Raw genomic sequence first — 21,545 nt, 5'->3', positions numbered from 1 at the left:
CTTGCCTACAGTCTTTCGCACCATCAACGCTGACGGTGCGTTTCCCTTTTTATGCATTCAATGCGTCTTGCTTCAATGCTTCTGCTTTATCCGTACGCTCCCACGGGAGATCAAGGTCATTGCGTCCAAAATGTCCATAAGCCGCTGTGCCTTTATAGATTGGGCGACGCAGGTCAAGCATCTTGATAATGCCGGCTGGACGAAGGTCAAAATGCTTGCGGACTACATCCACAAGGATTTCTTCATCCACTTTTCCGCCGCCGAACGTATCGATAGCAATCGATACCGGTTCAGCTACACCGATTGCGTAAGCTAGCTGCACTTCCACTTTATCCGCCAAGCCTGCAGCCACTAAGTTTTTCGCTACATAGCGTGCAGCATAGGCAGCGGAACGATCCACTTTTGTAGGATCCTTACCTGAGAAAGCACCGCCGCCATGGCGTGCATAACCGCCATACGTATCAACGATGATCTTGCGTCCAGTTAAACCAGCATCCCCTTGTGGGCCTCCGATTACGAAACGGCCTGTAGGATTGATAAAGTATTTTGTTTTTTCATCAATCAATTCAGCTGGAACTACTGCATTTATGACATACTCCTTCAAATCCTTTTGGATCTGTTCAAGTGCCACTTCAGGATTATGCTGAGTAGAAATGACAATTGTGTCGATGCGTACCGGCTTGTCATTTTCATCATATTCAACTGTCACTTGCGTTTTTCCATCAGGGCGCAGATATTCAAGCGTGTTATCTTTGCGTACCTCTGTTAAGCGGCGAGCCAGCTTATGGGCCAATGAAATCGGAAGCGGCATTAGCTCTTTCGTTTCATTACAAGCAAATCCGAACATTAGACCTTGGTCCCCTGCCCCGATTGCGTCCAGTTCCTCTTCTGTCATGTTTCCTTCTCTCGCTTCTAGGGCTCGATCCACCCCAATAGCAATATCAGGCGATTGTTCATCAATCGATGTTAATACAGCACATGTTTCAGAGTCAAAACCGAACTTTGCACGTGTATAGCCAATTCCTGCAATTGTGCCACGGACAATTTTAGGAATATCCACATACGTTGAAGTAGTGATTTCGCCGGCAACAAGGACTAAACCTGTATTGACGCTTGTTTCACAAGCAACGCGAGCATTAGGGTCTTTCGCTAATATCGCATCCAATATAGAATCAGAAATTTGGTCACAAATTTTATCCGGATGACCTTCTGTTACAGACTCTGAAGTAAAAAGTCGACGTTTCTTTGACATCAAATTACCCTCCTCAATAAATAGTAGAGGCTACCATGAATAGTTATCGTATTCAGCTTCCCCTTTTTTGTTGACGGAATTCATTTCCCTTATACATAGGAATAAAATTGGTTTGGTGAGAGGATTTTTGAAACATAAAAAAACCTCTCCTTGATGTGAGGAAAGGGTACTTGTTTTTGTACATCTAGCCTTTCGCTCTTATCGTTCAAGGACCAATGCCTTGCATCAGGTTAGCACCTTTGCTATCGTATGCTATTCTCCGCTATCGGCAAAAGTGCCTAACAAAATAAAGAAGAATAAAGACTGCATAGCAGGTTGCTGGGCTTCAAAGGGCCTGTCCCTCCACCAGCTCGGGATAAGAGAATCCGTTCAATAAAGAATGATAACATACTTAAAACATATGTCAACAATTTAACCCCATAAAGCCATTAAAAGGAAGCTGAATAATGGGCTTTTATCATATATGTCTATTTTCTCACCTTTCATCGCATACATCCGTTTTGAATGTGAGCCTTTCTTTTGATGGATAGCTCTCGGCTCCTCTCCTTCCATTAATAAACGTTCAGCATCCGGCACCTAAAAGGAGATTGCTAACAATAGTGTTCTTTGCAAAATAGTTGAAAAACATTGAAAATTAATTCATACTTATTTTCTAATTCAATTGTATAATTAATTAAAAAAGCAACCGCTTACCCGCTAACGCTTTTCTGAAATATGATGCATTTTCATTATTTTCTGTAAAATATTTCACATTAGTATAGATTATTGAATTATATGTGTTATACTATTTAAAGTATTAAGCCAATTATTTAAAAATTACATTAATGATAAAGGTAGGTATCTCATATATGAATACGGTTGAGGTTTCAAACGAGCTGCATGAGCTTTTAAAAGGAAATAATGTGAGTGTCCAGCTTTCCGTTCCACAATTGGTTGAGAAGGTCCTGCATCGCAATGAGGGTGTTCTTTCTTCTACAGGCGCAATTACAGCGGAAACTGGTAAATATACCGGCCGTTCTCCAAAAGATAAATATATTGTGGACGAAGCCACTTCCAGAGATAAAATTGCATGGGGTCCTATTAATGAGCCAATCTCGCAGGAATCATTCCTTAAACTGTACAATAAAGTAATCAACCATTTGAAAGAAAAAGACGAAGTATTCCTATTCAAAGGTTTCGCAGGTGCAGATAAAAAATCTCGGCTGCCTATCCAAGTGATCAACGAATACGCTTGGCATAACCTTTTTGTCCATCAATTGTTCATTCGCCCGAACGAAGAAGAACTGGCTGAACATGATGCCCAATTTACAGTCATTTCAGCTCCTAATTTCAAAGCGGATCCAGCAGTCGATGGCACTAAATCCGAAACATTCATTATTATCTCATTTGAATATAAAACGGTGCTGATCGGCGGAACTGAATACGCTGGAGAAATGAAAAAATCCATTTTTTCTATCATGAATTATTTGCTCCCTGAACAAAATATTCTATCCATGCATTGTTCTGCGAATGTCGGCAAAGAAGGCGATGTTGCTTTATTCTTTGGATTGAGCGGAACAGGCAAGACAACATTATCTGCCGACCCAAACCGCAAATTGATCGGCGATGATGAACATGGATGGTCGGCAAACGGCGTATTCAATATTGAAGGCGGTTGCTATGCGAAATGCATTGATCTTTCCCGTGAAAAAGAACCGCAAATCTTCGATGCCATCCGCTTCGGCGCTGTATTGGAAAATGTCGTATTGGATGCACAGTCCAGAGTAGCTGATTATGCGGATAAGACGTTGACTGAAAATACACGTGCCGCCTATCCGATGGAAGCAATCGACAATATTGTTATGCCAAGCATCGCAGGCCACCCGAATACCATCATTTTCTTGACGGCCGATGCATTTGGCGTTTTGCCTCCAATCTCTAAGTTGACAAAAGAACAGGCCATGTACCATTTCTTGAGCGGATATACAAGCAAACTTGCCGGAACTGAAAGAGGCATTACGTCTCCTGAGGCTACATTCTCTACATGCTTCGGCTCTCCATTCTTGCCTTTACCGGCTACTGTTTATGCAGAAATGCTCGGCCAAAAAATTGACGAGCATAACGCCAACGTGTTCCTTGTCAATACAGGATGGACAGGTGGAGAATACGGCGTGGGAAGCCGTATGAAGCTGGCTTACACACGCGCAATGATCCATGCTGCCCTTGAAGGGGATTTAAACCAAGTAGAAACCGTTAAAGATTCTATTTTCGGCCTCCATATTCCTTTACATGTACCTGGCGTACCGGATGACGTCCTTCAACCGCAAAGAACGTGGAATGATAAGGATGCATATACGAATAAAGCAAAAGAATTAGCCGGCAAATTCCGCGATAATTTCTTGAAGTTCGATAACGTATCATTCGAAATTAAAGAATTGGGCGGACCGCTTCAATAAACATGAAACAACTAAGGGGAGATGCAATTTGCATCTCCCCTTAGTTGTTTCTATCCATTTTTCAAACCCTATTCATTTCTCACACCGGCAGAGAATTGATATAATAAAAAATACAATTATGAAAATATAGCTAATTATCAAATAATACCTATATACTACTTATATATCAAACTTCTTTCAGAAAGGAGAAGCCTGAGTGAAGCAGCTACAAATACAGCCGATTCTGTACACATCAACAGATGACTGGCTGAATACCTTTCTCTCCTCCTCAAAAGAACGCCCGCTATACAAACTGGACGAAGAACAATGGCAATTCAGCCGAATCGGCCTAAGGATTCTCGGCGTACCTTTGGATGAGGATGATTATTATAATTCTTTATTCGATATGAAAACAAAACCTTATATTCATGTTCTTAGCGAAGAATTGGATAAAACCATCCAAAATGATGTATTTAAATCCATTCAGGAACTGCTGGAAATTCATCAACGAGAGCCAAAAGGTCTCTCCATCAAACGATTGATCGCTTTTATGATCGGAAAAGGATTGCTTCCAAAGCATCATGATCCTTTCATTAATCACCATATCCAAACGACTGTAATCAGTATTGTGGAACTGTTTCAAAACAATCATAACCAAGGCTTGCAATCACAGGAGTTCAGGCGTTTCTTGATAGATCTTGTCAAATGGATGAGAAACCATTTAGAGAAATGGATTGCTTCCCTGTCCATTGGCGATGATTTCCCTAAGGTAGTCTGGTATGGGAATTGTAGCCAGAGCCAATTGTATTTCCTAATGCTTCTGATGGAGTTTGGTTGCGATGTCTTGATCTTTCACCCTGAAGGAACAGACCTTTTCGCACAGATCGACTCTGGCAATACCTATTCTGTTACGTATGCTTATTCAAACAAGGGCAAACTTGAAGATTTTCCTAAACAGTCCCGCGACAGACAGACAACCGTTGCTTATAGGGCAAATAAACAGCTTGAAATCATGATGAATGATGTCGAATCAGGTGTATTTAAACCTTGGCAATTCAGACATTTCATCCCTTCTCCGCTGACCATGCGGATGACGTACGATGACATTTTTATTTACGCAAAAGAAACAGCAATGATCCGTCCGCAGTTCAAGGTAGAGAAAAACAAAGTGTACATACCAAATATCTTTTCTAAAATACAGGGAATATCCAAAAACCAAAAAGAATATTGGGACCGAATCAACGATTTGCAAAATCTGCCCTTGTCACTGCTGGTACAGCAATTCCCCTTTTCGCCAATGAATAAATCAAATTATCATTTCCATTACACTCATTCATTGGACAAAGGTGAACTATCGGTCGATAAAATGATGAAAGGCAACTGGTGGCGCTATGGCCATTTGCCCAATGAACTGCAAACTTCAATCGCGGAGGTTATTAAAGAATATTGCGAACATCCAAAGCTGAATAAAACTGATCAAGAAAAAGACCAGGATCTTCAAGTATTCCTGTTAAAACAGGCATCCATGATTCCAGAACGCATATTGCAAATGATGCAAAAATTCGATTACTCACAAGAAATACCTAAGATTATTCTTTACAACAACGGGGAGCATGGAAACATTTCGAGGGAAGATGCCGCACTGTTGCTCTTCCTGAATGAATTCGGATTCGATATTATCCTCTATAATCCAGCCGGCCATAATGATATCGAAGCATATATCGATTCTTCGCACTTTGATGTCCATTGGCTCGAGGATGTAGCATTCAACCAGCCTTTTAAAGGTTCTGATAAAAAAGAACACACTCTGTTTTCGAAGTTTATCAAGCGGATTTTCTAACAAATGAAACCATTCTATTTAAAGATAGGGGAAATGAGAGAATGAGTACTTCACCACAACTGCAAACACAGGAATTGAACCAGGCGACCGCTCAGGAGCTGAGACTTCAATTAAGACAAGACCCTCAAGTCATACAAATTGTGAATAACATTGACATAAGGGATCAAAATGAATTATTGTCGCTCGGCAAGGAGCCAGCGATGAAGCTTTCCAAGTTTTCAGACCGCATTTTGAATTCAATGAGCGTAACAAAGCTTGACCAATCCAGCTCTCTTCTTAACCAGCTGGAGAAAGTCATGAAACAATTCGATAAAAATGAAATTATGAAGGAACCTGGACTTCTGGACAAAGTGTTCAAACGGGCAAAAAAAACAATTGATGCCCTCTTCAAGAAATACCAAACACTGGGCGGCGAAATTGAAAAAATCCATGCCCAGTTTGCCATCATTGAGGATGAACTAAAAAAATCCAATACAGAGCTGGAAGGCCTATATGAAGAAGACATTCATTATTACTTTGATTTAGAAAAATATTCAGTCGCTGCAGAAGTAAAGTTAGAAGAAGTCAAAAATTCGCTCATTCCACAACTTGAGGAACGAGTGAACAGCGGAGACCAAATGGCTAGAATGCAATTGGAGGCAATGCGCAACGTTCAGGAACTATTGGAACGGAAAATTGATGATTTGGACAAAGCCCGGATGGTCGCCATTATTGCTGCTCCCCAAATTAAAACGATGCAGCGTGGAAACAACGATTTAGTAGCCAAAATAAACAGTGCTTTCGTAACCACCATCCCTATCTTCAAAATGGGCATTATCAATACTGTCCATGCCAAACGCCAAAAGATGCATTCAGATTCATTGAATGCGTTCGAAGACCGCGCTAACCAAATGCTGAAAGATGTCACAGCGGATATTATGAATCAAAGTGTCGAAATTGCTCAACGCTCAGGCAGCTCCAGTATCAAAATGGAAACGATCGAAACGATGTGGGATACCATTGTAAAAGGAATTGATGATTACAAAAAAGTCAAAGACGAACAAGCAATGCAGCGCATCGAAGATAAAAAACGCCTTGAATCCCTACGTGAAGATGCAAAACGGGTCCTTTCGCAGGCATAATAAAGCAGGAGCCACTTCTCTAGTGGCTCCTTTTTTCATTTCCCCTATTAAATTATTCGCTCCTTCTCCTATCTTTAGATAATGCTGAAAAACAAACTATATGGGATGAAAGCAATTGTGAATTCTCATCGACAATCCATAGTGATTTTTTTGTCTAATATTGTCAAACTCTAGCTTTACAATAGGTTTTTCGGACGAAAGATGGTAATATTGTTAGTATTAAGACATTTATAATTCACATAATTCTGATAGAATAGGCAATTCTTTACATATGTGAATTACTGCACGAGAAGATGGGATTCCGGCTCCCTGAGTCAGAATTACACTGGATAAGTTTGCATTTCTAAGGCAGTAAACCATAAAGGGGGATCTTTTATATGGCAATCAGTTTACAAAAAGGGCAACGAATTGATCTAACAAAAGGAAACTCGGCTTTGAACCAGCTTCATGTAGGTTTGGGATGGGATCCGGTAAGCAAATCTACCGGATTGTTATCCGGCTTGTTCGGGGGCGGAAAAGAGAAGAATATCGACTGCGATGCATCGGTTATTATGCTTCAGGATGATCGATTCGTGAACAAGAATGACCTAATTTATTTCGGGAACAAAAATAGCCTTTGCAGATCTATCCGGCATTCAGGGGATAACATTACCGGGGAAGGCGAAGGCGATGATGAAGTAATCATGGTTGATTTAAAATCCATTCCCGATAAATACAATAGACTGGTTTTCGTGGTAAATATCTATGACTGCAAACGGCGGAACCAGGATTTCGGCATGATTCAGAATGCATTCATCCGAATCGTCAATAAACAGACCGGGGAAGAAATGCTGAAGTATAATTTAAGCGACAACTATGCAGGTTTAACGACGCTTATTGCCGGAGAAATTTACCGCAACGGCGGAGATTGGAAATTCGCCGCAATAGGTGACGGCACAAAAGATGCCAATTTAACTGAAATCGTTGCTAAATATCAGTAAATACCCTATATAATCCTGCAATAACAAGGAGGAAGAATAGAATGGCAACAGTATCATTGACTAAAGGCCAAAAGGTTGACTTGACAAAAACAAATCCCGGCTTATCGCATGTGATGGTCGGACTGGGCTGGGATGTAAATAAATATGATGGCGGGCAAAGTTTCGACTTGGATGCATCTGTATTTTTATTGAATGCAAATGGAAAAGTCCAAGGTGCGGAGGATTTTATTTTTTACAACAATACAGCAGGCGCGAATGGCTCTGTTGTCCACACTGGTGACAATTTAACCGGTGATGGGGATGGGGATGATGAACAAGTTAAAATCTCTATTAAAGACGTTCCCTTCCACATTGAACGCATAGCATTTGCCGTGACTATCCATGAAGCCGAAACTCGAAACCAAAACTTCGGAATGGTTTCAAACTCATTTATCCGTGTGGTAGACCAGGATTCCAAACAGGAATTAATCCGTTACGATTTAGGAGAAGATTTCAGCATTGAGACAGCTGTAGTTGTCGGCGAAATATATCGCCATAACGGTGAATGGAAATTCAGTGCTGTCGGATCTGGCTATCAAGGAGGGCTTGCCGCCCTCTGCCGGGACTACGGACTCGAAATTGAATAAATAAGATTTGGAATGGACCGTCACGTGATTCCCGATGGTCCATTCCTCTCATAACAAACTATTGCCTCTCCAAAATATGAAACAATGAACATGAAGGGAGTTTGATTGTGTAATGGCCATTCAATTAAGCAAAGGACAAAAGATAGATCTTTCAAAGACGAACCCCACGATGCAGAAGATTATTGTAGGTCTTGGCTGGGATGTTAAACAGTATGACGGCGGGCAGGATTTCGACTTGGATGCTTCCGCTTTCCTTCTGAACCCTAACGGAAAATGCAGCAACGAATTGGATTTCATTTTCTACAACAATTTACAAAGCACAGACGGGTCTGTTACCCACACTGGCGATAACCGAACTGGAGAAGGCGAAGGCGATGATGAACAAATTAAAATCGATCTTTCCAAGGTTTCCCCTCAAGTCGATAAAATCGCTTTTACAGTGACTATCCATGAAGCAGAGAACCGCAATCAAAACTTCGGACAGATTGCAAACGCCTTCGTCCGCCTAGTGGATGAAGATACGAATGAAGAGGTGCTTCGATATGATCTTGGAGAGGATTTCAGCATCGAAACAGCTGTTGTCTTCTGTGAATTATACAAACATAATGGAGCTTGGAAATTCAGTGCTGTAGGCTCAGGCTACCAAGGAGGATTGCAAGCTCTAGTCCATGCCTACGGATTGGACGCTTAGCATTCCCCTTATCTACTATATGGAGGTTTTTAGAATTTGGACGTATTAACAAAGATTTTGGATACGTATGCCATGTTTTTTGATTTTGGCATGTGGGCTCAGATACTGACAGATCCAGTATCATGGGGACTTATTGGCACATTGATTCTCATGGAAGGGCTGCTTTCTGCCGATAACGCTTTAGTGTTGGCTGTAATGGTGAAGCATCTTCCTGAGAAAAAAAGAAAAAAAGCATTAATGTATGGACTGTTGGGAGCCTATATATTCCGATTCCTCTTTATTGGGATTGGCGTTTACCTTGTCAAATTTGCCTTTATCAAAATTCTTGGCGCAGCCTACTTGGCATGGATCTCCATAAATCATTTCCGAAAGAAATCACAGGATAATGAGGATGAAAAAGAATTCAATAAAAAAGGCTTTTTGGCCAGGACATTCGGTGTATTTTGGGCTACTGTCATTTCTGTCGAGCTAATGGATGTAGCCTTTTCAGCTGATTCCATTTTAGCAGCCTTCGCCATTTCAGACCAGGTATGGGTATTATTAATTGGAGGAATGGTCGGCATTTTGCTGATGCGGACAGTAGCCAGCCTATTCCTGCTATTGATCGATAAGTTTCCCGAGCTTGAAAACACTGCATTTGTTCTGATCGGCATCATTGCCTTAAAGATGTTCATAAGCGTTTTTGGCTACGAACTGCCTCATGCATATTTCTTCCTCATCATCGTGATGGCGTTTGTTATTACGTTCGTTATCCATTATGTGAATAAATCCAAAGCGGCCAAAGAGGAAACAGCCGCCGCAAAGGAAGAATAAAACGCGAGTAGGGCTACTGCAATAGCGGTAGCCTTCTTTTTATCAGCGAGCCAATCCATTTGCCTGTCTATTATTACACTCGAAAATGAGTAATGCCCTATGGGCTAGTCCAACTAGTAAGGAGCGCGTATTTATATGAGACACTTCAATGATGAGAGTCCCATTTACATGGAAGAAGTCTTTTTTAAGCAGCCTGAAAGCTTCACGAAGCACTCGCCAAAAGAATTGCTGGCATATGCCCTCGGTGCAGCCTTATATATGCCTGCCACTAAAGCCACCATTTCTTCAGATATTATTCAGAAGAAATATCCTGAATTGACGTCTATCGTCATCGATCTGGAGGATGCTGTCGGGGATGTACTTCTCGCCAATGCAGAACAAAATTTACTCAATCAATTAGCAGCTTTAGCTAACGCTCTTTCTGACCGGATCATAAACAGTGAAGACTTGCCTCTCATCTTTGTCAGAGTAAGAAATCCTGCGCAATTGAAAAGAATTTCAGAAGAATTGGGCGAATGGCAATCCATTCTGACTGGTTATGTATTCCCTAAATTCTCCACTGCTAACGGAGAAGCCTTCCTCCAAATCCTGAAGGAGCAAAACAGGCCGGATCGAAAGCTGTATGCAATGCCTATCCTGGAATCGCCTCAGGTTATCTATAAGGAAAGCAGAATGGATGAATTGCTTTCACTTACTAGAATCATGGACAACTACAATGACCTTATCTTGAATATACGTATTGGGGCTACTGATTTTTGCGGTCTTTTCGGCATTCGCCGAGATGTAGATACAACCATTTACGATGTGTCCATCATACGTGATTGTATCTCAGACATTATCAATCTATTCACACGGCAGAGTGCCGGTTACGTTATTTCTGGGCCAGTATGGGAGTATTTCTCCAACGAACACCGCATACTGAAACCAACGCTTCGGACTACCCCATTCCAGGCCAAATATGGGAAAACCGGAATTCAAATGCGCTCGGACATGATCGATCAATATATTGACGGACTCATCAATGAAGTGATTCTTGATAAGTTAAACGGTATTATCGGCAAAACCATCATCCATCCGACACATATCAAACCTGTCCACTCCCTTTATGTAGTGACTCATGAAGAATATATGGATGCAACCTCCATCCTGTCTAATGGATCGGGAATGATCGGAGTTGAAAAAAGCAGCTATAGCAATAAAATGAATGAAATAAAGCCACATATGAATTGGGCGAAGAAAATACTACTCCGTGCAAAAGCTTTTGGTGTCTTCCATCCTGACCATGACTTTACAAGTCTATTACTGAAAGACTATCAAGCTGCAGAAATACTCGAGGTGAACTGAATGAACGAAATCAAAAAAATGAATGGATTACAAAAGTATTCCGTGCTAGATAGAATCACAATAGAATTAGACATTAAAAGTAACCCTTTCTGCTTCGATACAGATCAATTATTTTCGTTAGCAGCCCGAATCAATCCGAAAAGAAGTTTCTTATTTGTATCTAAAATCCTTGGCAAGCACTTACCTGTTAAACCGGAAATTCCGTTGCTGACAGGCCATTTATTGGCGATGGCTTATATGAGCCAGGTCCATGGCATCACAAATGAATATATGGAGAAAATAGCCAGTAGCATAAAGTCCGGTGCCAATCTTCCAGAAGCTCTTAAAAATGTGCGCAATAATCCCATAAAACCGCTAAAGCCCGCGGCCGTTATCGGATTTGCCGAAACGGCAACAGCCTTGGGCCACGCGTTCTTCATGACCTTTAAGGATGACTTAACATTTATCCATACTACAAGGGAAGAGATTAATGAACTACATTCCATTATTGACTTCGAAGAAGAGCATTCACATGCAACAAGCCACAGAATGTATGGTGAAGAAGCTATATTCCGCTCCGATGACGAGGTCATATTAGTGGATGATGAAATCACGACAGGCAAAACAGCATTAAATATCATCCGGACGATCCATCAGAATTATCCTTGGAAAAAAGTATTCAGCGTCGTATCCATACTTGACTGGAGAAACGAAGAACATCAACAGGCCTTCCGGAACGTTGAACAAGAGTTAGGAATAACAATCCATGAAGTTTCACTTCTTGGCGGAACTGTAGGGGCCAAAGGCTCAATATCATTCACGGATGAGCCATCCATATCTATAACAAGTCAACCGGCAAATGTGTCCTGGTACCCACTTAACTTTAAAGGTGACAAAAAAAAGGTCACTTCTCTTAACGGAAAACGCCAGATTATGAAAGCTCCCTACCTAAAACATACAGGTCGCTTCGGACTTGCCATTCATGAGGCAGCCGCTTTTGAAAAGGATCTAATGGATATAGGACTAGAACTGAAACACAGCAGACAGAGCAAATATACACGTGTGATCGGCACTGGCGAATTCATGTATGTCCCGATGAGAATCGCCTCCTATATGGGCGATGGCATCACGTTTCAATCCACCACGAGAAGTCCAATATATCCTTCAGAAAGTGAAGATTACTGCATTCGCCAAAAATATTCATTTTCTTCGCCGGAAAATCCGGGAATCCAAAATTATCTCTATCAAATAGAGCCTGGAGAATGCGAAGAAATTTTTGTAATTGCCGAAAGAACATTTTCTCGAGATAGCATGCAAGAATTGATAAATGAATTATCAAAATCTGCTGCTTCCTCTATTAAAATAATCGTGATAAATCAAATGGATGAAGAATAGGAGGGTGCACTTATGGCGAAGACTCGATCAATTCCGGATAAGATGGGCAGCTACAGCGAGGATGATGCGATCTTTTTACTAAGAGAGATATCTGCCTTTCTGAATGAAACCAGCACTGAAACACGAGAATCATTGATTCAATCAGGCATACATTACTCAGAAATGCTTCCAAAAGAATATCAGCCGACTGAAGAGTATATCACGATGTTTCGTACAACATTGAAGGAATATTCCAGACGGGTGGCCATATCTCTCGGTGTCGTGGCTGAGCTAGTTGCCGAAAGGCGTGGACTGGATAATCTGGTCCTAGTCAGCTTGGCAAGGGCCGGGACTCCCATTGGCGTTTTACTTAAACGTTATCTACAGGAAAACTATCAAATGAACATCCCTCACTATTCCATCAGCATCATACGCGGAAGAGGGATCGATGAACGCGCCTTATCCTATATATTTGAGCAGCATCCCCTTGCGGATGTCCAATTTGTCGATGGGTGGACAGGTAAAGGAGCTATCCTCAAACAATTACAGGAAGATTGCGAAAAATTCAACCAGACCCACACACAAACAGTGGAACCATCCCTTGCCGTCCTGGCAGATCCAGGCCATTGCACTGACTTATTTGGGACTAGGGATGATTTTCTCATTCCATCAGCTTGCTTGAACAGTACGGTCTCAGGTCTGGTCAGCCGAACAGTGTTGAATCATTCATTTATGGATAAAGATGATTTTCATGGAGCTAAGTATTACAAGGAATTAATGAACGCAGATGTTTCCAATCTCTATGTAGATACAATCCAGGCAGAATTCCATTTCGCCAAAGCAGCGATTAAGGAGGCGCTTATCAAACGTAACACCGAGGACTGCAGCCCCTCATGGAAAGGGATGCAGACTGTCGATTCTATCAAGAAGCTATACAATATAGAAAACGTTCATTTTATCAAACCTGGTGTCGGCGAGACGACAAGAGTCCTTTTAAGGAGAGTCCCTTGGAAAATACTGATTAATCCGGCAAATCGGAGCGATCTTTCCCATATTCTTATGCTTGCTCGCGACCGCAATGTGCCAGTGGAGGAATTTCCTGATATGTCTTATTCCTGCTGCGGAATTATTAAAGATATGCGTGAATAAGCGACCAAACCGACTCTGAGTATATGTTACTTCTTCATTGAATTCAAAAGAGTGGGAACCATTCGCCATCTCAATAATTCCTGGAATCAGCGAAAAACAGCAACAGAGAAGTGTTCATGATTTAAGCGGATAATAAGGTTATGGCTAAGCAGTCGAACAAGCCATTGAAAAATTAGGGACATTCTACAAAGAAAATCTTTGATAATAGAGAAATGCCCCCTAATAGTCCAGCACATTCCTGGTCATTAGGGGGCTATCCTTGAACTAATAGCTGAAGGCAATCTATTCTCAGATAAACGGCCGATTATCCATTTCCCATATGCAATGGCCACTGTATGTATAAGTTTCGGACATATTCGAGTAAATATCTTAGACACTTATGCCTGTACTTTACTCTCCACTCTTTTCACACTGCTTTTCTCGATAAGCTTTGGCATCAGGCACAGCTGCTCATATGGTTTGTCCGGATTTTGCAGACGTGCGAACAATAAACCGCACGCTTTCTCTGCCAATTCATTTGTATTTTGCTCTACTGAAGTAATTTCGGGCCCTACCAAATATGTATAAATAGAATGATCATAGCTGACAATCGAATAATCGTCCGGTATTTGTTTATTTTTTTCGTGCATATTCCGTAAGAATCCGAGCATCATCATGTCATTTGAAATAAATACAGCCGTTATATCTTCAGATAGTAATTGATCAGCGGCCATATACCCGCTTTCAACCCCGTAATCCCCTTCTAATATGTATTTCGCTTGTATATCCAACTGGCAGGTTGCCATTGCCCTTTCATATCCCTTCAACCTTAGCCTGCCGTTATTGGAGGCTTTTGAGCTCGTGATGCAGGCAATTTTACGGTGTCCATGATCCAATAAATACTGCACCGCCATAAAAGCTCCTTTTTCATTATCGAATTGCACTTTATCACATCTTATTTCATCATAAACCCGGTCCAACATCACAAACGGTGTATGAACGGTTTTTAATTTTTCAATCATTTCCCGACAGTCTTTATAGGACTCATCGCTCGGAATAATAAATAATCCATCAACAGACCGGGACACAAGTAAATCCGTCAGCTGTAAATCATTTCTGTATTCATTGTTCGTATTTACAATCATTAACGCGTATCCCTGTTTCCTGCATATCATTTCAATATGTTTAGCTAAAGAAGAGAAGAATACGTTTTCAATATCAGGCATCAGCAATCCCACTGTTTTCGTTTGCTTAGTGACAAGGCTCCTCGCCATTTGATTGGCAGAATAATGGTACTCAACCGCTATCCGTTTAATCCTTTCTTTTTTCTCTTCGCTGATCCGGCATGGCCTCTCATTCAGGACTAAAGAAACGCTGCTCGGAGATACTCCCGCTAACCTTGCTATATCTTTTATTGTTACTTTCATTCATTTATTCCACCTTTAATCTTTGCTGGTATCCTAAGTATAGCGTCAATTGTGTAGATTTCAATTAAATGGCATTTTGCCTGCCGGTGTATTCAAATCCTTTTTAGGTGGCTAGGTATGGAATTATCAGGAAACAGAGAACTGTATTTATGGCTCATAGCCTAAAAGCATATACATAAATAGATTAATAACCAAAAAGATGACTACAAATAGGATAATACTACATATTAATAATGCCAGTTGACTACCTGTTTTTATGTTTTTTATCCATTTAAAATATGCATAAAAAACAAAAATAAAAAATGGAAGATAAAAATAGACCTCATATTTATCCACAAGAGCCTCTCTACTTTTAGAAAAAACTTCGACTTTATCGATTTGCATTATTTTATTGTACTGATTAGTAAAGAGATGAAAAACAACAAACTGATAAATCGCCAGGGCTAACCTTATCCACCATTTCACATATACCCCCATAAGAAGGACAACAACTATAAAAACATAAAAAACAAGTAATGATCCAGTCATTTTAATTCTTCCTTCTAATAACCTAAATCCCTTTAGTTCTTCATTATACATAATTTCCTTTTTATGGTAAATCGAACTGTAGCTTACAGAATTCGGGGTTTTTTGTGCATATAAAAAAACGTTGAAACAAAGCAAAGGCTTCATTTCAACGCTTACCGTTTTACTCGTCTTCCCAAACGGAATCCATTAACGATTTAATTTTTTTTTGGCGTGCTTTCGTTTGTTCTTCATCTTTATACCACTTACCGTTCTTTTGTCTAACAACGTCCCCCACCTGTACACTTGCTTCAACCTCGCAGCGGGGTATATCCTTCACTGTTCCATCAACTTCTAGTACCATGTAATCACCTTCAAAAGAATCAACGATCGCTGTCATAGCCCATCCTCCTCTTATTGTGGCGTAAACGCAATACTTGCCGAAGCATTTTGCCCGTTTGCTTGGACACTTACATCACCGTTCACTTGGAATCCCTTTGCTGCTCTTCCAATTCTGAATGGAATGGATGCGATCCCATTCGCATCGGTGCTGCCGCTGTATTGTGTATCTGTTGATTTATAATGCACATTCAATTCCACCTGAGCTCCGCTGACCGGTTTTCCACTCTGGTCTTTCACAGATACACTGACAGTGACCTGTTGGTTTTGGCGGGGAGAAGTTTGGTCAATCGTCGCAGCCGCGGTAATGGGGCCATTTGTTGCAGGGCTGGATGCTTTAGGAGCTGCCGGCGTTGGTGTTACTGTGGCATTTGCCTCCCCTGTTTGTGAACGTGATGGCCCATTGTATGCCCAGGCACTTTTGTTGACGGTTATTGTGTTCCCGTCCGTCTTAAATATGATTGTCCCGTCTTTATCAGTTCGATATAGCTTAGCTCCTGCATGATTCAATCTGGCCAATACTTCATCTTCCGGGTGGCCATAGTTATTCTTTGCCCCTACTTGAATAACCGCATATTGCGGCTGCACAGCCTGAACAAAAGCGGCGCCGGTCGAGTGCCTGCTTCCATGGTGGCCGACTAGCAATACGGTCGACTTTAAATCAACGCCAGAAGAAATCATTCTTTCTTCCGAGGATGTTCCGGCATCCCCAGTGAACAGGAAAGACTGCTTGCCGTACTGCATCCGGACAACAGCGCTCATTTCATTCGTCTCATTCGACGCAACAATCGGCGAAATCATTGCCAGCTCTACTGATGAATCAAGAGTTAATTTTGATCCTGCCTGTGCAGTCGTCACTTTTAATCCTTTTCGCTGCGCAGCCATTAATACGGACTCAAAAGTCTGTGTATTGCTTTGGATTTTCGGCATATAAAATGTGCCGATAGGAAAGTTGTCAATAATAGCATCAATTCCTCCAATATGGTCTGCATCTGGGTGCGTCCCAATCAATATATCGACTTTAGCGACACCCAATGATTTCAGGTAGGCAACCATCCTGTTCTCATCATCATTATTGCCCCCATCGATCACCATCACTTTCTTGGCTGGCGTCACGATAACTTGAGCAGCTCCTTGGCCGACGTCAACATAGTGTACTTCAAGTACACCCTTTGTAGCCGGTTGTGTTTGCGGAAGTGTTGCAGAAGGTTTGGAAGACTCTTCATTTCCCTTAGTATCTGCCGTTTCCTTTGGAAGAGTCTTTTTTTGTTTTGTATCGGCTGTTTCCTTTTTTTCTACCTTCTGTTCTTGCGATGATTTTATTTGAGTATCCGAAGTAGAAGATTCTTCAGGCAGTATAGCCCCTCCTAATACAAATAAAATGATGGAAGCTAGGAGAACCATCGAACCCGCTTTTCTTGATTTAATCTTGATGAGCTTTACATTCCCTTTAAGAACACCTATGATGCCTGCAAAAAAGCAAAACAGAGCCAGGAGAATGAAAATAGATCCTGCTGTAGCCATGTTGAAGCCCCTTTCTGAATAAACAGAGTATGTATAAGGCTAGTTTATCAGAAAAAACAAACCCACGTTCGAAAAATTTGGATGAACCAAAAGCGGAAAGCGCCGTTTAGCCCCGACAAGCTTAAGACAGGCTCTGCTTAAAGGCTGTTTTTGCCTTTAACAGAGATTGGCTTAAGACCTCGAGGGGCTGGCGCTTGCGCTCTTCGCCTTTGGCAGTGCAACAGTTAGTTCCTGAACAATAAAAAAACAGACCCCGCAGGCCTGTCAGTTCACACTATGCAAAGAAGTCAATTCATACATAATAACTGTTTTCTCATTCTCCCAAGTCACTTTTTTAATAATGGCTGTACCGATATCTTCGCTATTTTTTGTTTTCCGGACAGCAATCGGAATATTCATCGGGTAAAGTCGGTATTCATTTTTAGTCAGTACAAAATCATTTTTTGAAATACGTTCTTCATTTCCTTTTGTGACAATCATCGTGTTCAACTCCAAAGGCATTCCCATGAACGTCAGTCCCTTCTTTCCATTTTTCTTTCCTATTTTACCATTAGAAGCTATGCTCTTTCATCCATGAAGTTAACTTTCTGACTGTTTCCCTGTTGATCGCCGGGGGGAAATAATGTGTATATTCTTCAAAATACCAGCAATCTACTGTTTTTCCTGCTTCCTTCAATGTTTTTTCCAAAAGGGTTGCCTGATTGAATTCCACGTTATGGTCCTGGCATCCATGGATAATCAATACCGGACACGTAATATGGGCAATTTTAAGCAATGGATTGCGTCTTTCATAGCGTTCCGGATATTTATTCGGAGTTCCACCTATTACACGTTTCAACATCCTCCTTAAATCAACCCTTTGCTCATAGGTCAAAGTTACGTCGGATACTCCTCCCCAAGTGACAACAGATGCTGCCTCTGGGCATTCTATTGCAGTCCATAGGGCCATGACGCCGCCTCGGGAAAAACCGAAAATATGTATTTTTTTCACTCTGTCCATCTTTTCAAGAAGCTTGAACGCTGCTATGGCATCATTCCTGTCCTCGCCGGCAAAATCTTCATCTCCTTCCCCTCCCTGGTTTCCACGATAAAAAGGGGCAAAGACGATAAAACCTTGGGCGGCGAATTGAATGATTCTTCCGGGGCGAACCGTCCCAACATTTTTAATTCCACCCCTTAAATAAACAAAGCCATCCATCTTTTCCTCTCCTGCCGGTTCTGCTAATAGGCCCTTTACCTGAAGTCCATCACTAGCATAGGTGACCGTATATAATCGTATTCCCGGATGCGGCGATGGGTAGGGGATCTTATCCAGAACGGTGCCGTCACTAAAGTTCATTAATTCTCATCTCCTGAAGTTTTATGGTAAATAGGCATTTAGGCATTCACACATTTTTTTCTCTTTCATACTCTATGGTAAACCTTTACCCCATTAAGGCCGGGGCTAAAGCTATCTTCCAAGCAGATACGGCTGCCGCGGAAGCATTACACAAGAATAGGAGGATTGCCAATGAAGAAATATGTGAAAATCGCACTCAGTTTACTGTTAACTGGCGTTATGCTTGCATATCTGTCCGGTTGCGGGAATAAAGAAGATACCACTGTCAAAGTGGCAGAAGTGACAAGGTCCATCTTCTATGCTCCACAATATGTCGCATTGGAAAAAGGCTTCTTCAAAGATGAGGGCCTCAACGTCAAATTAACAACCACTTGGGGCGGAGATAAAACAATGACTACCCTATTGGCCAACGGAGCGGATGTGGCCCTTGTCGGATCAGAAACAAGCATTTATGTGGATGCACAAGGAACAAAGGATACGGTCATTAATTTTGCCCAGCTGACGCAAGCAGACGGAACATTTCTTGTTTCACGGAAAAAAATTGACCATTTTGATTGGAGCCAGCTAAATGGCAGCCAATTCCTTGGGCAGCGTAAAGGCGGCATGCCGCAAATGGTTGGTGAATATGTACTTAAGCAACATGGCATCGACCCGCAAAAAGACCTGACTCTTATTCAAAATGTCGATTTCGCCAATATCGCTAATGCCTACTTATCGGGTACAGGCGACTTCGTTCAATTATTCGAACCGCAGGCCAGCATTTTTGAAAAAGAAGGCAAAGGCTTTGTCGTCTCTTCCTTTGGAAAGGAATCAGGCAAGGTACCCTACACATCCTATATGGCGAAAAGCAGCTTCCTAAAAAAGAATAAAGATACTGTCCAAAAATTCACAAATGCAATCCAAAAAGCTCAAAAATGGGTTGAAAGCCATGATGCCAAAGAAATTGCAGCAGTCATTCAACCATACTTCAAAGATACAGACGCGGATATCATGGCAACAGTAGTAGACCGCTATAAGCAAGAAGGGGCATACGCCACAAACCCCGTACTCGACCAAGAGGAATGGGAAAATTTAAAGACAATCATGAAAGAGGCTGGCGAACTTCCTAAGGATGCTTCCTATAAAAAGCTCGTCAATACAAAACTGGCAAAAGAAGCCTCTTCCAAATAAGGAGAATAGGCTATGAGTTTTTTATCATTAAAGGATATCCATCACGTCTATTTCACTCCAAACGAAAGCAATACAGCTATTGAGGATGTCTCACTTTCGATTGACGAAGGAGAATTCATATCGTTTCTTGGACCCAGCGGCTGCGGAAAGACCACACTCCTTTCGATCATAGCAGGTTTATTAAAACCGACCTCCGGCAAGGTATCGCTCCAGGAAAAGGATGTAACCCATTCGAAAGCGCAGGAAATCGGTTATATGCTCCAGCAGGACTATCTGTTTCCCTGGAAAACGATTCGAGAAAATATATTGCTCGGTTTAAAAATCGGAAAAAAAAATAAAGTGGCGGATGAAATCAATGCCTTGAAAATCTTGAACGATATCGGCCTGTCACATGTAGAGAGCCAGTTTCCGAATCAATTATCAGGAGGAATGAGGCAAAGAGTGGCATTAGTCAGAACTTTGGCGACAAACCCAAAGCTTCTTTTGCTAGACGAACCTTTTTCGGCACTCGATTATGTGACTAAAATGCAACTGGAAGACCTAGTCTCCTCAACGCTAAAAGATTTCAATAAGACGGCGGTGCTCGTGACGCATGATATTGGTGAAGCCATCGCCATGAGTGACCGTATCCATCTATTTGCAGCTAAACCAGGCCGATTATTCCGGACATATGACGTTCCGGAGGAATTGCGGCTCCTTACTCCTTTTAAAGCGAGAAATCACCCACTTTATTCTTCCCTATTCCAAACGATCTGGAAGGAGTTTGAAACCATTGAAGAATCCTAAAATAAATATTACCGGATTGCACCTTAAGTACAAACAGGGCCTTCAAAGAGAAAGGAAATGGGTAAGACTCTATCAGCTCTTTATATTTATTGTTTTCTTCGGTGTATGGGAAGGTGCAAGCAGGCTGGAATGGATTGATCCGCTGATCTTCAGCTCCCCTAGCAAGATTGTAACATTGCTGGTGGAGAAAATTGGGGATGGGACATTATTGAACCATGCAGGCGTTACTCTTGTGGAAACCATTTGCGGCTTTTTGCTCGGAACATTGGTCGGAACCTTACTTGCCGCTTTATTGTGGTGGTCGCCAATGCTGCAAAAGGTACTAGACCCATATCTGGTTATTTTGAATGCGATGCCAAAAGTAGCGTTGGGACCCATTCTTATTGTAGCCATGGGACCTGGCTATCCATCCATCATTGCGATGGGTGCCATTATATCAGTCATCATTACCACAATTGTCGTTTATACATCCTTTAAAGAAGTGGACCCTAACTACTTAAAAGTGCTCCAGACATTTGGCGCCACCAGATTCCAGTCGTTCAAGGAAGCCATTTTGCCGGCATCCATGCCCACTATTATCTCCACTCTGAAGGTTAATGTGGGCCTTTCATGGGTAGGTGTCATCGTGGGCGAATTCCTCGTATCAGCAAAAGGGCTTGGCTATCTAATTATCTATGGGTTCCAAGTTTTCAACTTCACACTAGTCTTGATGGCCTTGCTTCTGATAGCCATCTTTGCCACTATTATGTACCAGCTCGTTGGCTTTTTAGAGAAGAAATGGCTTCAAAAGTAAACAACACCCTTCCCAAAAGGAAGGGTACTACATACTCTCGT

At 41.6% G+C, this 21,545-nt stretch carries 20 protein-coding genes and 1 riboswitch; of the genes, 13 read left to right on the top strand and 7 right to left on the bottom strand.

Going from position 1 to position 21,545, the window contains the following annotated elements:
* Nucleotides 1-49: 49 nt before the first annotated feature.
* Complete coding sequence (metK, locus tag ABC357_RS02080) at nt 50-1,252, bottom strand: methionine adenosyltransferase (RefSeq protein ID WP_412885899.1); 1,203 nt, start codon at nt 1,250-1,252, stop codon at nt 50-52.
* Nucleotides 1,253-1,447: 195 nt separating this feature from the next.
* A riboswitch (SAM riboswitch) is annotated at nt 1,448-1,614 on the bottom strand.
* Nucleotides 1,615-2,100: 486 nt separating this feature from the next.
* Here metK and pckA point away from each other — a divergent pair.
* The 10 genes from pckA to ABC357_RS02030 all read left to right on the top strand — a co-directional run bounded on the left by pckA (nt 2,101) and on the right by ABC357_RS02030 (nt 13,583).
* A complete protein-coding gene (gene pckA, locus ABC357_RS02075; protein ID WP_412885898.1) occupies nt 2,101-3,687 on the top strand; it encodes a phosphoenolpyruvate carboxykinase (ATP) in 1,587 nt (528 codons plus the stop codon).
* Between the two features lie 196 nt (nt 3,688-3,883).
* On the top strand, nt 3,884-5,506 hold the full coding sequence (locus ABC357_RS02070; protein ID WP_412885897.1) for a YceG family protein: 1,623 nt from the start codon (nt 3,884-3,886) through the stop codon (nt 5,504-5,506).
* Nucleotides 5,507-5,547: 41 nt separating this feature from the next.
* Nucleotides 5,548-6,627, top strand: coding sequence for a toxic anion resistance protein (locus ABC357_RS02065; RefSeq protein WP_412885896.1), 1,080 nt, complete (start codon nt 5,548-5,550; stop codon nt 6,625-6,627).
* 377 nt (nt 6,628-7,004) lie between these two features.
* Entirely contained in the window at nt 7,005-7,607 is a 603-nt protein-coding gene (locus ABC357_RS02060; protein ID WP_412885895.1) for a TerD family protein, read from the top strand.
* A gap of 41 nt (nt 7,608-7,648) precedes the next feature.
* Entirely contained in the window at nt 7,649-8,233 is a 585-nt protein-coding gene (locus ABC357_RS02055) for a TerD family protein (protein WP_412885894.1), read from the top strand.
* A 112-nt stretch (nt 8,234-8,345) separates the two neighbouring features.
* Nucleotides 8,346-8,924, top strand: coding sequence for a TerD family protein (locus ABC357_RS02050; RefSeq protein ID WP_412885893.1), 579 nt, complete (start codon nt 8,346-8,348; stop codon nt 8,922-8,924).
* Between the two features lie 36 nt (nt 8,925-8,960).
* Nucleotides 8,961-9,737 carry a TerC family protein gene (locus tag ABC357_RS02045; protein WP_412885892.1) on the top strand — a complete coding sequence of 259 codons (777 nt, stop codon included), beginning with the start codon at nt 8,961-8,963 and terminating at the stop codon, nt 9,735-9,737.
* 135 nt (nt 9,738-9,872) lie between these two features.
* Nucleotides 9,873-11,081, top strand: coding sequence for an HpcH/HpaI aldolase/citrate lyase family protein (locus ABC357_RS02040; protein ID WP_412885891.1), 1,209 nt, complete (start codon nt 9,873-9,875; stop codon nt 11,079-11,081).
* The gene (locus ABC357_RS02035; protein WP_412885890.1) at nt 11,082-12,455 is read left to right on the top strand and encodes a phosphoribosyltransferase family protein; all 1,374 of its coding nucleotides are present in this window, start codon (nt 11,082-11,084) and stop codon (nt 12,453-12,455) included.
* Nucleotides 12,456-12,467: 12 nt separating this feature from the next.
* Nucleotides 12,468-13,583: a cysteine protease StiP family protein gene (locus ABC357_RS02030; RefSeq protein WP_412885889.1), complete on the top strand. Its 1,116-nt coding sequence runs from the start codon at nt 12,468-12,470 to the stop codon at nt 13,581-13,583.
* 377 nt (nt 13,584-13,960) lie between these two features.
* On the opposite strand, the gene ABC357_RS02025 is transcribed toward ABC357_RS02030, so the two are convergent.
* From ABC357_RS02025 to ABC357_RS02000, 6 genes are all read right to left on the bottom strand, one after another.
* Nucleotides 13,961-14,989, bottom strand: coding sequence for a LacI family DNA-binding transcriptional regulator (locus ABC357_RS02025; protein ID WP_412885888.1), 1,029 nt, complete (start codon nt 14,987-14,989; stop codon nt 13,961-13,963).
* A gap of 147 nt (nt 14,990-15,136) precedes the next feature.
* Entirely contained in the window at nt 15,137-15,517 is a 381-nt protein-coding gene (locus ABC357_RS02020; protein ID WP_412885887.1) for a hypothetical protein, read from the bottom strand.
* Between the two features lie 160 nt (nt 15,518-15,677).
* Nucleotides 15,678-15,893, bottom strand: coding sequence for a DUF3006 domain-containing protein (locus tag ABC357_RS02015; RefSeq protein ID WP_412885886.1), 216 nt, complete (start codon nt 15,891-15,893; stop codon nt 15,678-15,680).
* 14 nt (nt 15,894-15,907) lie between these two features.
* Entirely contained in the window at nt 15,908-17,416 is a 1,509-nt protein-coding gene (locus tag ABC357_RS02010) for an MBL fold metallo-hydrolase (protein ID WP_412885885.1), read from the bottom strand.
* A 264-nt stretch (nt 17,417-17,680) separates the two neighbouring features.
* Nucleotides 17,681-17,923, bottom strand: coding sequence for a DUF2584 domain-containing protein (locus ABC357_RS02005; protein ID WP_412885884.1), 243 nt, complete (start codon nt 17,921-17,923; stop codon nt 17,681-17,683).
* Nucleotides 17,924-17,966: 43 nt separating this feature from the next.
* The gene (locus ABC357_RS02000) at nt 17,967-18,755 is read right to left on the bottom strand and encodes an alpha/beta hydrolase family protein (RefSeq protein ID WP_412885883.1); all 789 of its coding nucleotides are present in this window, start codon (nt 18,753-18,755) and stop codon (nt 17,967-17,969) included.
* A 171-nt stretch (nt 18,756-18,926) separates the two neighbouring features.
* Between ABC357_RS02000 and ABC357_RS01995 the strand changes: the two genes are divergently transcribed.
* From ABC357_RS01995 to ABC357_RS01985, 3 genes are read left to right on the top strand one after another with little or no spacing between them, the layout of a single operon-like run.
* Nucleotides 18,927-19,925 (top strand): ABC transporter substrate-binding protein, encoded by a 999-nt coding sequence (locus ABC357_RS01995; RefSeq protein ID WP_412885882.1) that lies wholly within the window; start codon nt 18,927-18,929, stop codon nt 19,923-19,925.
* Nucleotides 19,926-19,937: 12 nt separating this feature from the next.
* A complete protein-coding gene (locus tag ABC357_RS01990) occupies nt 19,938-20,711 on the top strand; it encodes an ABC transporter ATP-binding protein (protein ID WP_412885881.1) in 774 nt (257 codons plus the stop codon).
* Nucleotides 20,698-21,504, top strand: coding sequence for an ABC transporter permease (locus ABC357_RS01985; RefSeq protein ID WP_412885880.1), 807 nt, complete (start codon nt 20,698-20,700; stop codon nt 21,502-21,504). The genes ABC357_RS01990 and ABC357_RS01985 overlap by 14 nt, the downstream gene beginning before the upstream one ends.
* Nucleotides 21,505-21,545: the final 41 nt, after the last annotated feature.

Source organism: Bacillus kalamii, assembly GCF_047238185.1.
Lineage (GTDB): Bacteria > Bacillota > Bacilli > Bacillales > DSM-1321 > Bacillus_AD.
This window is presented reverse-complemented; position numbering and strand designations above follow the sequence as displayed.

Bases quoted from the DNA above. Each gene is read 5' to 3' on its own strand.
- metK (WP_412885899.1), bottom strand. From the start codon at position 1,252: ATGTCAAAGAAACGTCGACTTTTTACTTCAGAGTCTGTAACAGAAGGT.
- pckA (WP_412885898.1), top strand. From the start codon at position 2,101: ATGAATACGGTTGAGGTTTCAAACGAGCTGCATGAGCTTTTAAAAGGA.
- ABC357_RS02065 (WP_412885896.1), top strand. From the start codon at position 5,548: ATGAGTACTTCACCACAACTGCAAACACAGGAATTGAACCAGGCGACC.
- ABC357_RS02060 (WP_412885895.1), top strand. From the start codon at position 7,005: ATGGCAATCAGTTTACAAAAAGGGCAACGAATTGATCTAACAAAAGGA.
- ABC357_RS02055 (WP_412885894.1), top strand. From the start codon at position 7,649: ATGGCAACAGTATCATTGACTAAAGGCCAAAAGGTTGACTTGACAAAA.
- ABC357_RS02050 (WP_412885893.1), top strand. From the start codon at position 8,346: ATGGCCATTCAATTAAGCAAAGGACAAAAGATAGATCTTTCAAAGACG.
- ABC357_RS02040 (WP_412885891.1), top strand. From the start codon at position 9,873: ATGAGACACTTCAATGATGAGAGTCCCATTTACATGGAAGAAGTCTTT.
- ABC357_RS02035 (WP_412885890.1), top strand. From the start codon at position 11,082: ATGAACGAAATCAAAAAAATGAATGGATTACAAAAGTATTCCGTGCTA.
- ABC357_RS02030 (WP_412885889.1), top strand. From the start codon at position 12,468: ATGGCGAAGACTCGATCAATTCCGGATAAGATGGGCAGCTACAGCGAG.
- ABC357_RS02025 (WP_412885888.1), bottom strand. From the start codon at position 14,989: ATGAAAGTAACAATAAAAGATATAGCAAGGTTAGCGGGAGTATCTCCG.
- ABC357_RS02020 (WP_412885887.1), bottom strand. From the start codon at position 15,517: ATGACTGGATCATTACTTGTTTTTTATGTTTTTATAGTTGTTGTCCTT.
- ABC357_RS02015 (WP_412885886.1), bottom strand. From the start codon at position 15,893: ATGACAGCGATCGTTGATTCTTTTGAAGGTGATTACATGGTACTAGAA.
- ABC357_RS02010 (WP_412885885.1), bottom strand. From the start codon at position 17,416: ATGGCTACAGCAGGATCTATTTTCATTCTCCTGGCTCTGTTTTGCTTT.
- ABC357_RS02005 (WP_412885884.1), bottom strand. From the start codon at position 17,923: ATGGGAATGCCTTTGGAGTTGAACACGATGATTGTCACAAAAGGAAAT.
- ABC357_RS02000 (WP_412885883.1), bottom strand. From the start codon at position 18,755: ATGAACTTTAGTGACGGCACCGTTCTGGATAAGATCCCCTACCCATCG.
- ABC357_RS01995 (WP_412885882.1), top strand. From the start codon at position 18,927: ATGAAGAAATATGTGAAAATCGCACTCAGTTTACTGTTAACTGGCGTT.
- ABC357_RS01990 (WP_412885881.1), top strand. From the start codon at position 19,938: ATGAGTTTTTTATCATTAAAGGATATCCATCACGTCTATTTCACTCCA.